The 13,473-nt window shown below is 45.9% G+C and carries 13 protein-coding genes and 1 other annotated feature; of the genes, 3 read left to right on the forward strand and 10 right to left on the reverse strand.

The window, feature by feature from the left end; genetic code table 11:
* Window positions 1-10: 10 nt before the first annotated feature.
* The gene (gene dat / locus KYJ26_RS23405) at window positions 11-859 is read right to left on the reverse strand and encodes a D-amino-acid transaminase (RefSeq protein WP_219170499.1); all 849 of its coding nucleotides are present in this window, start codon (window positions 857-859) and stop codon (window positions 11-13) included.
* A gap of 24 nt (window positions 860-883) precedes the next feature.
* Complete coding sequence (gene pepV, locus KYJ26_RS23410) at window positions 884-2,290, reverse strand: dipeptidase PepV (protein ID WP_219170500.1); 1,407 nt, start codon at window positions 2,288-2,290, stop codon at window positions 884-886.
* Window positions 2,291-2,681: 391 nt separating this feature from the next.
* Between pepV and KYJ26_RS23415 the strand changes: the two genes are divergently transcribed.
* Window positions 2,682-2,903, forward strand: a complete 222-nt coding sequence (locus KYJ26_RS23415; RefSeq protein ID WP_044340309.1) for a DeoR family transcriptional regulator — start codon at window positions 2,682-2,684, stop codon at window positions 2,901-2,903.
* Between the two features lie 111 nt (window positions 2,904-3,014).
* Here the strand turns inward: KYJ26_RS23415 and KYJ26_RS23420 are convergent, their stop codons facing one another.
* Window positions 3,015-3,734 (reverse strand): pseudouridine synthase, encoded by a 720-nt coding sequence (locus KYJ26_RS23420; RefSeq protein WP_219170501.1) that lies wholly within the window; start codon window positions 3,732-3,734, stop codon window positions 3,015-3,017.
* Between the two features lie 144 nt (window positions 3,735-3,878).
* On the opposite strand from KYJ26_RS23420, the gene KYJ26_RS23425 reads away from it, so the two are divergent.
* On the forward strand, window positions 3,879-4,106 hold the full coding sequence (locus tag KYJ26_RS23425; RefSeq protein WP_257475213.1) for a hypothetical protein: 228 nt from the start codon (window positions 3,879-3,881) through the stop codon (window positions 4,104-4,106).
* Between the two features lie 53 nt (window positions 4,107-4,159).
* On the opposite strand, the gene KYJ26_RS23430 is transcribed toward KYJ26_RS23425, so the two are convergent.
* Complete coding sequence (locus tag KYJ26_RS23430; RefSeq protein WP_219170503.1) at window positions 4,160-5,779, reverse strand: putative polysaccharide biosynthesis protein; 1,620 nt, start codon at window positions 5,777-5,779, stop codon at window positions 4,160-4,162.
* Between the two features lie 196 nt (window positions 5,780-5,975).
* On the opposite strand from KYJ26_RS23430, the gene KYJ26_RS23435 reads away from it, so the two are divergent.
* A complete protein-coding gene (locus tag KYJ26_RS23435) occupies window positions 5,976-7,238 on the forward strand; it encodes a BaiN/RdsA family NAD(P)/FAD-dependent oxidoreductase (protein WP_219170505.1) in 1,263 nt (420 codons plus the stop codon).
* A 47-nt stretch (window positions 7,239-7,285) separates the two neighbouring features.
* Here KYJ26_RS23435 and KYJ26_RS23440 read toward each other — a convergent pair whose 3' ends face one another.
* The 6 genes from KYJ26_RS23440 to KYJ26_RS23465 all read right to left on the reverse strand — a co-directional run bounded on the left by KYJ26_RS23440 (window position 7,286) and on the right by KYJ26_RS23465 (window position 13,359).
* Complete coding sequence (locus tag KYJ26_RS23440) at window positions 7,286-7,468, reverse strand: sporulation protein Cse60 (protein ID WP_034765594.1); 183 nt, start codon at window positions 7,466-7,468, stop codon at window positions 7,286-7,288.
* Window positions 7,469-7,506: 38 nt separating this feature from the next.
* Window positions 7,507-7,677, reverse strand: a complete 171-nt coding sequence (locus KYJ26_RS23445) for a hypothetical protein (protein WP_219170506.1) — start codon at window positions 7,675-7,677, stop codon at window positions 7,507-7,509.
* 50 nt (window positions 7,678-7,727) lie between these two features.
* Complete coding sequence (locus KYJ26_RS23450; RefSeq protein WP_219170508.1) at window positions 7,728-8,042, reverse strand: rhodanese-like domain-containing protein; 315 nt, start codon at window positions 8,040-8,042, stop codon at window positions 7,728-7,730.
* 172 nt (window positions 8,043-8,214) lie between these two features.
* The gene (gene leuS / locus KYJ26_RS23455) at window positions 8,215-10,629 is read right to left on the reverse strand and encodes a leucine--tRNA ligase (RefSeq protein WP_219170510.1); all 2,415 of its coding nucleotides are present in this window, start codon (window positions 10,627-10,629) and stop codon (window positions 8,215-8,217) included.
* Between the two features lie 58 nt (window positions 10,630-10,687).
* Window positions 10,688-10,912: a binding site (T-box leader), on the reverse strand.
* Window positions 10,913-11,246: 334 nt separating this feature from the next.
* On the reverse strand, window positions 11,247-12,023 hold the full coding sequence (locus KYJ26_RS23460; RefSeq protein ID WP_219170512.1) for a 3-hydroxybutyrate dehydrogenase: 777 nt from the start codon (window positions 12,021-12,023) through the stop codon (window positions 11,247-11,249).
* Window positions 12,024-12,036: 13 nt separating this feature from the next.
* Window positions 12,037-13,359 carry a GntP family permease gene (locus tag KYJ26_RS23465; RefSeq protein ID WP_219170514.1) on the reverse strand — a complete coding sequence of 441 codons (1,323 nt, stop codon included), beginning with the start codon at window positions 13,357-13,359 and terminating at the stop codon, window positions 12,037-12,039.
* Between the last annotated feature and the right edge of the window lie 114 nt (window positions 13,360-13,473).

The raw sequence follows: 13,473 nt of genomic DNA on the forward strand, positions 1-13,473 counted from the left end.
TCCAACTAAATTAACGGGCTTCGATTTCTTTTCTATCGCCGAACAGTGCCTGAAGCCTTTTCGTAACAGCACCCGGTCTTCCTTCGCCGATTACCTTTCCATCGATCCCGGTGACAGGCATCACTTCTGAAGTGGTACTCGCAATGAATACCTCATCCGCTGCCAACAGCTCAGGAACGGAGAATGTCTCTTCTTGGAACGTGATACCATTTTTCCTGCACAGATCTTCAATGACTCTTCTTGTAATTCCATTAAGGATCAGATTTGTAGCGGGATGTGTATAGATGACTCCGTCTTTCACCATAAAGGCATTGGAAGAAGAGCCTTCCGTAACCGTATCGCCACGGTGCAAGATCGCTTCAAAGTGTCCCTCTGATGCCGCCTCCTGTTTTGCCAGAAGGTTCCCCAGGAGATTCAGGCTCTTAATATCACAGCGGAGCCAACGGATATCTTCCACGAGCTTGGCCGTCACGCCATCCTCCATTTGTCCTTTGGGAACGGGGAAATCCTTCGTATAAGCAACGACACTTCCCACCACGTCCTGTGAAGGGAAGTGATGCTGACGTGCAGAGACGCCGCGCGTCACCTGTAAATACACGATTCCGTCTTGCACCCCGTTCATTTCAATCAAGCGAAGAAGTGTTGCAGTGAATTCCTCTTCACTATACGGAATGGAAAGCTTCATCTTTTCAGCGCTTTGATACAATCTTTCCATATGTTCTTTCATGGTGAAGGTCTTTCCGTTGTATACCCGGATTACTTCATAGATACCGTCACCGAATTGATAGCCCCGATCCTCAATGTCGATCTTTGCCTTGTCACGATCGATCAGTTCCCCGTTTACAAATACTGTGTTCATCCTCTGCTCTCCCCCTTGTATCCCTTAAGATTCACATGCCAATTCAAAAATGGCCTGAGCGTAAATGGCCGTAGCTTTAAGGAGATCCTCGATATACATATATTCATCTTTCTGATGGGCAATATCCTCACGGCCCGGGAACAACGCCCCAAAGGCGACTCCTGCTTCAAGACTTCTTGCATAAGTCCCTCCACCGATGCTTAATAACTCGCCTCTTTCTCCTGTCTGATCTTCATATACTTTCTTGAGGGTCTGTACGAGTTCATCATCCTTGGACACATGATGAGGCTTGCTGTCTGTGAAGTTCTCAATGGAATACCCCACAATGTTCTCAATGATGCTCTTTCCTTTTACCATATCAAACGTCACGGGATAACGCATGTTCAAACCTAAGCGTCCTCCGTCCGCTTCTGTATAACGAAGCTTTCCGACGTTGATGGTAAGATCCCCCGTAATGTCATCCGTGTAACTGACGCCAAGCTGTATCCCCCGGGAATCCTTGAAGAAATTCTTAGTCGTAAAGTCAAAGAATTCTTTCCCTTGAGAGGATAATGGCAGCTTGGAAAGGAAAGCCGCTAAATAAAGTCCGGCATTCTTCCCATTGTCGGGCTCCATCCCGTGTGATGACACGCCTTCCACCTGGAATACAAGCTCGCCGTTTTCAATATAATAGCTTCCTTTGACACCTTCTTCTTTTGTGAAGATTTCAAAGTTCTGCACCCATTTCGTATGATCCTCATCCACCACCAATATCGCTTTTGCATAGTCGGGAACCATGTTGTAGCGGCGACCTGACTCGAAGGAAAGGACCTTAATCCCTGATTTCTCAGGCTCCTCGTGTTTTGCCTGAACGAGGTCATAATCCGCTATTCCCTTTTCAGCATGAATGATCGGGAAGTCGGCATCCGGTGCAAATCCCACCGTCGGCATTTCTTCGTTCTTGAAGTAATAGTCGACGCATCTCCAGTCGCTTTCTTCATCGGTCCCGATGATCATGCGGATCCGCTTGTTGAAGGTCGGGTCAAGATCTTTTACGATTTTCATGGCATAATAGGCAGCCATCGTCGGCCCTTTATCATCAATCGCTCCACGTGCATAGATCTTTCCGTCCTTGATCTCGCCGCCATAAGGATCGACACTCCAGCCGTCCCCTTCAGGCACGACGTCCACGTGGCAGAGGATACCGAGGAGGTCCGTCCCTTCCCCGAATTCTAAATGACCGGCAAGGTGATCGACGTTCTTAGGAATGAAACCGTCCTTTTCCCCAAGGGCCAACAGGTAGGAAAGAGCTTCCTTCACACCTTTGCCGAGAGGTGCATCTTCTGTCGCATTCTCTTCATCCAGTACACTTTTAATCTGAAGGAATTTCTGCAAGTCTTTAAGCAACTCATCTTTCCGTTTCTCGACTTCGTTTGTCCAATTGATACTCATACACTTCCACCTGCTTTATATGTATTTTCTTCCCCTCCCATTTTATACTGTTTTGCAGGGAAATCCAAACAGGGACACCCGCAAAGATGAACACAATCTCTCACCTGCAGGACGACTAATTGGTGACTATAGAAAAAATACATAATATTAGCATTTTCTTCATATTCTAGGAATAGAGGTACCAAGTTACTACGTAAATAGTTTGTAAATTTGGACAATATTCTAGAAATTTTGTCGGATTAGGGGTACAATGTAATTGTCTGACATCTAGAATAACTTTATATGTAGAAAAGGGGTTGTCTAAAGCGCATAGTACATATGGTAGCACGTGAGGTGCACAAACGACGCTTGCAGTCTTTTGCCTTTGGAAAAATGATGAGGGAGTGGTTTTTTGAAACCTTCAACCAATCGTATGCTCACTAGAATCAAAGCTGTATACATGTACATCAAACAGAAGGGTACTGTAACAACTCAAGATCTTGTAGACGAATTTGGCATTACTCCTCGAACCATACAAAGAGATCTCAACGTGTTAGCCTATAATGACTTGGTACAAAGCCCGAGTCGGGGTCAGTGGACAACTACGGAGAAGAAAGTAAAGATGACGTCTTAAATAGACAACGTCGGCTACCGCCTAAACGAAAAAGAACGAATAACAGACTTAAATGAATAAAACACAATAAAACAGGGCGGCACCTTTATCATAAAGGTGCCGCCCCGTTTGTTATTCCGGCTTATATTCTTTAAGAAGGGTTACTTCCTCTTCTGTCAATTCACGGTACTCACCAAGCTCTAAATCTTCGTCAAGTTCGAGCGGTCCCATTGTCAGGCGTTTCAGATAGATCACACGCTTCCCGACACTTTCAAACATTCTCTTCACCTGATGGAATTTCCCTTCTGTGATGGTCAGCTCGATGTCTGAAGTCTGTCCCGACTTTAAGATTGTTAAATCTCCCGGCTTCGTTTCATACCCGTCATCCAGTGTAACACCATTTTTGAATGCTTCCACATCCGCTTCCGTCACTTCCCCTTCAATCACGGCAAAATACGTTTTCGGCACATGGCGCTTCGGTGAAAGAAGCTGGTGGGATAGTTGGCCGTCATTGGTGATCAGGAGGAAACCTTCAGTATCCTTATCAAGTCTCCCTACAGGAAATGGATTGAAAATTTGGTCCTCCAGCTGCAGTAAGTCAATCACGGTTTCATCCTGTGCGTCTTCAGTGGCTGAGATGACACCTGGCGGCTTATTCATCAGAAGATAGATGTATTCACGGTACTCCACCTGTTCACCGTAAAGCATGACCGTATCCTTTTCCGTATCGATATGGACCTTCCCATCCTTGATGACTTCCCCATTCACTTGAAGACCGCCATCCTTTAATAGTTTCTTTACTTCCTTACGGCTTCCATAGCCCATATTCGCCAGCATTTTATCTATTCTCATTTCATTCACACTCCGTCAGTTTTTCTTTCTATGATACTTTTCAATCGTTCGGACTCTTTCTGGGCTTTTACCCATTCATCTTTCTATTCTTAACATAGGCTACTATTGATAAGCAACTTTGATCAATACGAATGAGGTGAACCTATGTATCCTTATCGGCAGCAAGGTACGGGAGGAATTTTGATCCCGATTCCACTTCCCGGCGGTGGACAGGGGCAATACCCAGGCTATCCAGGGCAAGGTTATGGTGGCGGTATCAATGATCGATTAGACCGGCTCGAAAGGCAGTATGAACGCCTCGACCGCAAAGTGGACCGCCTGGAACGTAAAGTAGAACGTCTCGAAAGACAGCTGGGATATTACAATAATTAGTGCCTTCGCAATAAAAAAAGGGATGATCAACATGATTCATCCCTTTTTTATTCTTATCCAATACGCAGCTTACTGCGGATTTTCGTTATCTTATCACCAAACAGCCGGTCTGCAAGCTTACTTCTTAAACTCAGGTAGAAGTATACGAGAGCACCCACACCGCCACAGATGGCGACAAGGATGATTGACTGAAAGCCTGTCTCCGGACTGAGGAATTTAACCAGGATGCCATACAGAACCAATACGACACCGGCCATGACGGCATTCAGCGCTCCGATAAACATCGTTCTCCTCATGATCAATCGGAATTGATATTTTGCATATTTCTTGATCACATACAGATTGATCAGGATCGCCACAGCATATCCGATCGTTGTCGCCAGTACCGCTCCCTGGGTTTCAAGCAGGCGGATGAGCGGAATATTCAGGACAAGCTTCAGAAGCAGGCCGACAAGAAGGCTGAAAATCGTGAACTTCTGCTCATCAATCCCTTGAAGGATTGCTGCTGTAACAGCAAATAAAGCAAAAAGGATCGCAACCGGTGCATAGGAACGTAAGATGGATGTTCCGAGAGCGTCACTGTGGTAGAACAGCGTATACATCGGCTCGGCTAGAAGGGCAAGTCCTAGTGCTGCCGGCACGGTCAGGAACAATAAAATCTGAAACGTCTGATCAATGTTCCTGCGCATCGTTTTCCGGTCGCCACTTGTGTACGACGTCGTGATCAACGGAATGAGCGTCATGGAAAAGGCTGTTGCCAATGACACTGGGATGATAACAAGCTTATGCGTATAGAAATTCAATACGGCAAACGCATGATCCGAGATTTTCGCGTTCCCGATATCCGCCATGGCGGTATTGAAAGTGATCTGATCCACCAGTTGGAACAATGGATTGGCGAGACCTACGAAAATGAACGGAATCGAATAGGCAATGATTTCTTTGTACATCGCTTTTAACGAAACTTCTTCGTTGCCGCGATCCTCTTCAAGAAGCTCATCTAAATGAGGCTTCCGCTTATACCAATACCAGATCAGGGCTCCAAGACTAGCAAGTCCCCCTACGAACGCCGCGAATGTCGCAACGGAAATCGCCGTCGTCACGGTGCCGTCCAGTATGTTCAATACAACATAAATCCCGCCAAGCAGGAAGACGATCCGGACGATTTGTTCAATGACCTGTGAAACCGCCGTCGGTCCCATGGACTGGTGTCCCTGGAAGAATCCGCGGATCAAGCTCATGAATGGTATGATAATCAAGGCAAAGCTCACGGCCCTGATAACAGTTGTCACCTGTGCGACGGAAATGACCTGTTCATCACTTTTGATCGTCATCTCGGCGAAAATCGGTGCGAATGCATACATGATGAGGAAGGACACGACCCCCGTCAGCGTCATCAGCAAGAGCCCCGACTTAAATAACTTCCGCCCTACGGCATATTCCCCGATGGCATTATATTTTGAAACGAATTTTGAAACGGCCAGCGGCACTCCCGCAGTCGCTACGGTCAGAAAGATCGTATAAGGAACATACCCATATTGATAAAGGGATGCGCCTTCTTCATGACCTTTCAATAAATCATCAAACGGTATAACATAAAAAAGACCCAAAAACTTCGATATAAAGGTCCCTAACGTTAAGATAAACGTTCCTCTTATTAATTTAGATGACATAGTATCCCTCTCTATATATCTTGTTGCCCTATAAACAAACAAAATAAATATGAACTAAGAAATTTACACACTATACGTAGTTTACTACTGTACGAATCGAATGACAATTTTTTTCGAATGTTGTATTTAAATCCCATCCCCTTTAAAATAAGGTGAAACTTCTTTTGAGAAGCGAATATTAAAAGTTGGTGGGAAAATGGTGAAAAAATACGACGTCATCGTCATAGGCGGAGGACCATCGGGCTTAATGGCCAGTATCGCAGCCGGTGAAAACGGTGCGAAAGTCCTCCTTGTAGATAAAGGTACAAAACTAGGCAGAAAGCTCGCCATCTCGGGAGGCGGCCGATGCAACGTGACCAACCGGCTCCCTGTAGAGGAAATCATCAAGCATATCCCGGGGAACGGACGTTTTTTATACAGCGCTTTTTCTGAGTTTAATAATGAAGATATTATCTCTTTCTTTGAAAACCTGGGCATCCAGTTGAAAGAGGAAGATCACGGACGGATGTTCCCTGTCTCGAACAGGGCCATGGATGTCGTGGAAGCTCTATTGAGGCGAATGAAGGAATTGAATGTCGACACAAGGACAAGCACAAGCGTTGAAGACGTTTTATACGAAAACGGCGAAACCGTGGGAATTCTTTTAAAAGATGGAGAAACCATTCTTGCTAACGCTGTGGTGATTGCAGTCGGCGGGAAGTCCGTCCCTCACACGGGATCGACGGGAGACGGGTATCCGTGGGCAACGAATGCAGGGCACACGATCACGGATCTGTTTCCGACAGAAGTTCCTCTTACTTCGGACGAACCTTTCGTGAAGAAGAAAGAACTGCAGGGCCTTTCTTTGAGGAGTGTCGATTTGAGCGTACTGAATCCGAAAGGGAAAAAGATCATCACCCATCGGATGGATATGATTTTCACTCATCTGGGCATTTCCGGACCTGCTGTTCTACGCTGCAGTCAATATGTGGTGAAGGCCATGAAAAAATGGAATCTGACACATGTGGCCATGCAGATCGACTCCATGCCGGATCAAAATGAGGAGCAGCTGTTCCAGTCCCTCCATAAACAGGTGAAGGACGAGGGTAAGAAAGCGGCGAAGAATATCTTTAAAGGTCTTGTACCTGAAAGATATCTATTATTTTTACTCGACCGTGCGGAAATCGATCACGATGAAAAAGGCGATCACATTTCATCTGAGAAGATCCGCGATTTTGCTAGACTATTGAAGCAGTTCACCTTCAATGTGAACGGGACATTATCCATCGACAAGGCGTTCGTAACCGGCGGCGGGGTTTCCGTCAAAGAAATCGAACCGAAAACGATGGCTTCCAAGAAAATGAACGGTTTGTTCTTCTGCGGTGAGGTACTGGATATCCACGGATACACGGGAGGATACAATATTACCTCTGCACTCGTCACCGGACGACTTGCCGGATACAATGCCGCGAAGGTCTGATAGGCAAAAAGAAAGGTTGATCCTCATTTGAGAGTGATCAACCTTTTTTATTTCCTGTATACCACCATAGCCGAGAAACAGTAGATCTGATCCTCCACTTCCTCCGACATCGCCGCTACGTGATATTTAATATCGACGATCTTCTTATCATCCATTTTACTGAGAAAATGGTTCATATCTTTCTCTAAATCTTTTTCATGCTCGTAGTCGAATACTTTTACCTGGATCATGGTGTCCCCTCCTGGATTAATAGTTGGTAGTAGTATTGTCAGAATATTGGATCTTTAAACAAGGGTGGGTTATTTTCATTGGAGGAGTTGAGGTGTAGGTGTGTTTTGGTGTTTGGCCGATAAAATAAAAATTTCGCTGATAAATCCCCTTCAAAATCCATATCCCGCTTAAAAGATTGGTCAATCGCCACCCGTTTTCCATTAAACATAAAAAAGCACATCCTTCATTAAGGATGTGCTTCCCTACTAAAAAACCCCATTATTTCTTCGCTGCAGTCTCCCCAGCCCAGTTCATCATGCCGCCTTCCATGTTCACCACTTTATACCCTTGTTCCTGCATATAGTGGGCAACATTTCCACTGCGGTTGCCTGAACGGCAGATGAAGATATATTCTTTGTCCTTATCAAATTGATCCAATGACTCAGGGATCTCACCCATTTTGATATGCTTCGCTCCTGGAATCATACCCTCTGCCACTTCTTCATCTTCACGGACATCCACCAAAAGCAGATCCTCACCGTTCTTCAACTTTTGCTCCAGCTCATCCGTCGTAATCGTTTTAATACTATCCATCCTTCACAACTTCCTTTCCACATTCAATCATTATTCAACACGATTATACCAAAGCCTGTCCCCCAAACAAAAATATCAGACTCAAAAAGAGGGACGGACCTCATCGAAATGCTGATTTAAAGCGATTTACGCTTAAAATCAAGCCCATTTCGAGGTCCGTCCCTCCCATTTATTAGTTGGCGACGATGTTGACTAGTTTGCCTGGTACGGCGATGACTTTGTGGATGGTTTTGCCTTCGATTTGTGTTTTGATTTCATCGTTTTCCATCGCTGTTTTTTCTAGGTCATCTTTGGTCATGTCTCGTGGGATCATGACTTTGGCTTTCACTTTACCGTTTACTTGAAGGACGATTTCGACTTCGTTGTCCACAAGCTTCGATTCATCGAATGTCGGCCATGCTTCGTAGGAAATCGTTCCTTCGTGACCAAGCTTGCTCCAAAGTTCCTCTGTCATATGAGGAGCGATCGGCGCAAGAAGCTTGATGAATCCTTCTACGTATTCCTTCGGTAGAGTTTCCGCTTTGTAGGCATCATTGATGAATACCATCAGCTGGGAAATCCCTGTATTGAAACGAAGGCCTTCATAGTCTTCCGTCACTTTCTTAACGGTTTGGTTATACGTTTTATCAAGATCACTGTTCGGTGCATCCGTCACTTTAGAGGATAATGAACCATCCTCTTCAACAAGAAGGCGCCAGACACGATCAAGGAAACGACGTGCTCCATCAAGACCGTTTGTGCTCCATGCAATGGACGCTTCCAGTGGCCCCATGAACATTTCATATAGGCGAAGGGTATCGGCACCGTGAGATTCAACAACTTCATCCGGGTTCACGACATTCCCTTTTGATTTACTCATTTTTTCGTTGTTTTCCCCAAGGATCATTCCTTGGTTGAATAGCTTCTGGAACGGCTCCTTCGTCGGAACTACGCCGATATCATAAAGGAACTTATGCCAGAAACGCGCATACAGCAAGTGAAGTACCGCATGCTCGGCTCCACCGATATACGTATCGACCGGCAGCCACTCCTGCATTTTCTTCGCATCGGCAAGGGCATCTTCATTATGTGGGTCGATATAACGGATGTAGTACCAGCAGCTTCCCGCCCACTGTGGCATCGTGTTCGTTTCACGACGGCCTTTTTTACCTGTTTCAGGGTCCTCGACGTTCACCCATTCACTGATGTTCGCAAGTGGAGATTCACCTGTTCCGGACGGTTTGATTTCCGTCGTCTTTGGAAGCACAAGAGGAAGCTCACTTTCAGGAACAGTCGTTGTCGAACCGTCTTCCCAATGGATAACTGGAATCGGCTCACCCCAATAACGTTGACGGCTGAATAGCCAGTCGCGAAGGCGGTATGTCACTTTCTTCGTTCCGATATTCTTTTCCTCTAACCAGGAAATAGCTTTGGCAATCGCTTCTTCCTTTCCAAGTCCATCAAGGAAGCCGGAATTTACATGATCTCCGTCACCTGTGTATGCTTCTTCCTCCACGTTGCCGCCAGCGACGACTTCTAGAATTGGAAGATTGAATTCTTTTGCAAACTCATAATCACGTTCGTCATGGGCAGGAACAGCCATGATCGCTCCGGAACCGTAGCTCATTAAAACGTAATCGGCGATCCAGATCGGCATTTTCTCGCCGTTAGCCGGATTGATCGCATAAGCTCCCGTGAAAACACCCGTTTTTTCTTTCGCAAGGTCTGTACGCTCAAGATCGCTTTTTGACTTGATCTTGTCGATGTACTCATTCACTTTCGAGCGTTGTTCGTCTGTCGTGATTTCCGCAACGAACGGATGCTCAGGGGCAAGAACTGCGTATGTCGCACCGAAGATCGTATCAGGACGCGTCGTGAACACATCGAATGATTTGTCATGACCATCGATGGCAAAATTCACTTCTGCCCCTTCAGAACGGCCGATCCAGTTACGCTGCATATCTTTGATGCTTTCCGGCCAGTCAACCTCTTCAAGATCTTCCACAAGGCGATCGGCATAAGCCGTGATCTTCAGCATCCACTGTTTCATCGGACGGCGTTCTACAGGATGACCTCCGCGTTCACTCTTCCCGTCGATGACTTCTTCATTTGCAAGAACGGTTCCAAGGGCTGGACACCAGTTCACAGCAACCTCATCCACATAAGCTAATCCTTTTTCATAAAGTTTCGTGAAAATCCATTGCGTCCATTTGTAATAGCCTGGATCTGTCGTATTGACTTCACGGTCCCAATCATACGAAAATCCTAGTGATTTGATTTGACGACGGAACGTATCGATATTTTTTTGCGTGAATTCTGCCGGGTCATTCCCTGTATCAAGGGCATATTGCTCTGCCGGTAAACCGAATGCATCCCAGCCCATCGGATGAAGGACATTGTATCCCTGCATGCGCTTCATGCGGGAAAGGATGTCAGTCGCCGTAAACCCTTCCGGATGTCCTACGTGAAGACCTGCGCCAGATGGATACGGGAACATATCCAGCGCGTAGAAATTGGATTTCCCTTCGTCTTCCGTTGCCTTGAACGTTTTGTTTTCTTCCCAATACTGTTGCCATTTTGTCTCAACACTTTTATGATTAAAACTCATATTGAGATCCTCCTTTACCTTTTCATAAAAAACAAAAAAACTCTCATCCCAAATAAATATTTGGGACGAGAGTTTGTATGTACATTCTCCCGCGGTACCACCCACATTAGTGTACGCGCACTCAGCTTCATTCATCCTTAACGCGGAAAACGGCAAGTCTTACTAAATTGGTTCACACTTGCAACTCAGCAGGCGAGTTCATGATGCTTCTGGTTGACTTTCACCACCCGTCAACTCTCTAAGACAGAAAACACTCATTACTACTCCCGATCAACGTTCTAATATAGGGAAACATTCTATGTATTCACTATTTTAGTGAAAAATATACAGAAGCGCAAGCCTAATTATTGGTTTCTGAAAGAGATTCTTGTCATATGGATGGGATTTCCGATTTTGTTCGAACAGAATCCAGCCGTTTTTATCGAAAATCGAGCCGTTTTCGATAAAAATCCAGTCGTTCTGACGAAAAATCCAGCCAATTTAGGAGATAATACGGCCGTTCCAGGCAAAAATCCAGCCATTTACCATTTTACACCAAATATACAGCACCCTGGTCCATACATCCTATCAATCCCCCACAAAAAAAGAAACGGCCCCCTAAAAGGCCGTCCCCCAATCTATTGAACCGTATACCCTCCGTCCAGTACGACGGCCTGACCCGTTATTCCTTTCGCTGCATCACTGCACAGGAACATGGTATAGTCAGCAATCTCTTTCACATCCAACAATCTTCGCTGCGGGACGAGAGGATAGATGACTTCTTCAATCACTTTCTCAAAAGGTACATTTCGAGTCTTCGCTAGATCCGCCAGTTGATTCCGTACTAATGGCGTATCCACATAGCCCGGACACACCGCATTCACGGTGATGCCGTGCTCTGCCGCTTCCAGTGCTGCGACTTTCGTCAGTCCAATGACTCCATGCTTCGCAGAATTATAGGCCGCTTTCCCGGAGAAGCCGACTAACCCATTGATGGACGCCATATTGATGATCCGTCCCCATCCTTGTTCTTTCATATGCGGGAGAGCATGTTTGATCGCAATAAACGGAGCGGTCAGCATGACTTTTACAAGCAGCTCAAACTTTTCAGTCGGAAATTCTTCAATATGTGATACATGTTGGAGCCCGGCGTTGTTAATCAATACGTCTATCTTTCCGTAGTGATCCACTGCTTTGGCGATACTGTTTTTTAGTTCCGTTTCGGAGGTTACGTCACATCGCAAACCAAGAACTTCAAATCCTTCTGCATTCAGGGCATCTGCTGCTTCTTGAACGGTATCTTCCTTCAGATCGGTTAATACGACCTTTGCTCCTCCTGCGGCAAATTCCCTGCCGATTTGGTAGCCGATTCCCTGAGCTGCCCCTGTTATGAACACCACTTTATTTTCTACCATGATGACTCCTTTCTTAAATCCCCACTCCCAAGGTGAATAATAGAATTGCCAATGCCAATCCGAGTAGCGGTACGATGACGGTCAACGCACCGACAGCTCCATACGCTTCACCATGGGTTTCATTACAGATTGAACGAATCGTCGTTACCACATATCCATTATGCGGCAGTGAATCGAGCGCTCCGGAAGAAATCGCGACTACCCGGTGAAGGGCTTCAGGATTCACACCCATATCTACATAGTGCGGGGCAAGAATCGGCAGTGCAATTGCCTGACCACCCGATGCGGAACCGGTCATACCTGCAATCACACTGACGGCGATCGCGCCTCCTATTAATGGAGATCCCGGGATATTCGTCATGACGTCAACGGCTGTCGTAAAGGCTGGAACAGCTTTCGCCACTCCACCGAATCCGACAACTGCCGCAGTGTTACCGATGGCGATCAAGGCACCGACAGTCCCTTCAGAAACAGCACCCCAGAAGCCTTTAAAATATTTACGGTTTAACACATAGGCTGAAATCACTCCACCTAAAAGGGCAATGATCAGAGCCGATTGCTTTAAAGAATCGTGGAATGAAAAAGCCAGAATGAGTACAACTAATAATGGAATCAAGCCCATGAAAGGATTGGGTAACGGTCTTCCTTCATCAATGACCGGATCCTCTTCACGTGAACGGAATTTTTCTCCTTTGTTCACCGCTTTGGTGATCATTCGCTTTAACCACCAGTAACCGAACACAGCCATGAACACGGCTACGATTAAGCTGACTTCCCAGCCTGCATAGGGTGTTGTTCCTAAGTATTCAATCGGTATCCAGTTTTGGATCTCCGGTGAACCGGCCGAGGTCATTGTAAACGTGACGGAACCGAAAGCTAGTGCCGCCGGGATAAAGCGACGCGGCAAATCGGCTTGCTTAAATAAGCTGACAGCCATTGGATATACAGAGAATGCTACTACGAAGAGACTGACTCCCCCGTAAGTCAACACCGCACAAGCAAGCACGATGGCGAACACAGCGTATTTCATCCCTAGTTTTTCAACTACAAAACGGGATACACTATCTGCTGCACCGCTGTCTTCCATTACCTTCCCGAATACAGCACCCAATAAGAACATCAGATACCAGGCAGCAACAAAGCTTGTGAATCCTGACATATAGTTCGTGACGAGATCCGCTTCCCCTTCACCGGCTAATTGCGGGAAGAGAGGCATGCCGCTTAAAACGGCGACGAATAATGCCGATATGGGACCAACAATCAGGATGTTCATGCCCCTCATCGTTAAAAAGATCAATAAAATGAGTCCTCCAATAAGACCGATCATGCTTAACATGATAATTCCCCCTTTGTTCTCTGAAGATGATGACGCTTACATTTTATCTGGTTGTTCCCCTTTCAAAAATTTTACGTTCATTCATCATACATGCAAAAGTTGTGCCAACTTTCA

The organism is Rossellomorea orangium (genome assembly GCF_019334305.1).
GTDB lineage: Bacteria > Bacillota > Bacilli > Bacillales > Bacillaceae_B > Rossellomorea.

Coding starts and splice junctions, on each gene's coding strand:
- KYJ26_RS23420 (WP_219170501.1), bottom strand. CDS start 3,734: ATGAGAATAGATAAAATGCTGGCGAATATGGGCTATGGAAGCCGTAAG.
- KYJ26_RS23440 (WP_034765594.1), bottom strand. CDS start 7,468: ATGATCCAGGTAAAAGTATTCGACTACGAGCATGAAAAAGATTTAGAG.
- KYJ26_RS23435 (WP_219170505.1), top strand. CDS start 5,976: ATGGTGAAAAAATACGACGTCATCGTCATAGGCGGAGGACCATCGGGC.
- KYJ26_RS23445 (WP_219170506.1), bottom strand. CDS start 7,677: ATGTTTAATGGAAAACGGGTGGCGATTGACCAATCTTTTAAGCGGGAT.
- KYJ26_RS23425 (WP_257475213.1), top strand. CDS start 3,879: ATGTATCCTTATCGGCAGCAAGGTACGGGAGGAATTTTGATCCCGATT.
- leuS (WP_219170510.1), bottom strand. CDS start 10,629: ATGAGTTTTAATCATAAAAGTGTTGAGACAAAATGGCAACAGTATTGG.
- KYJ26_RS23450 (WP_219170508.1), bottom strand. CDS start 8,042: ATGGATAGTATTAAAACGATTACGACGGATGAGCTGGAGCAAAAGTTG.
- pepV (WP_219170500.1), bottom strand. CDS start 2,290: ATGAGTATCAATTGGACAAACGAAGTCGAGAAACGGAAAGATGAGTTG.
- KYJ26_RS23465 (WP_219170514.1), bottom strand. CDS start 13,359: ATGTTAAGCATGATCGGTCTTATTGGAGGACTCATTTTATTGATCTTT.
- KYJ26_RS23430 (WP_219170503.1), bottom strand. CDS start 5,779: ATGTCATCTAAATTAATAAGAGGAACGTTTATCTTAACGTTAGGGACC.
- KYJ26_RS23460 (WP_219170512.1), bottom strand. CDS start 12,023: ATGGTAGAAAATAAAGTGGTGTTCATAACAGGGGCAGCTCAGGGAATC.
- dat (WP_219170499.1), bottom strand. CDS start 859: ATGAACACAGTATTTGTAAACGGGGAACTGATCGATCGTGACAAGGCA.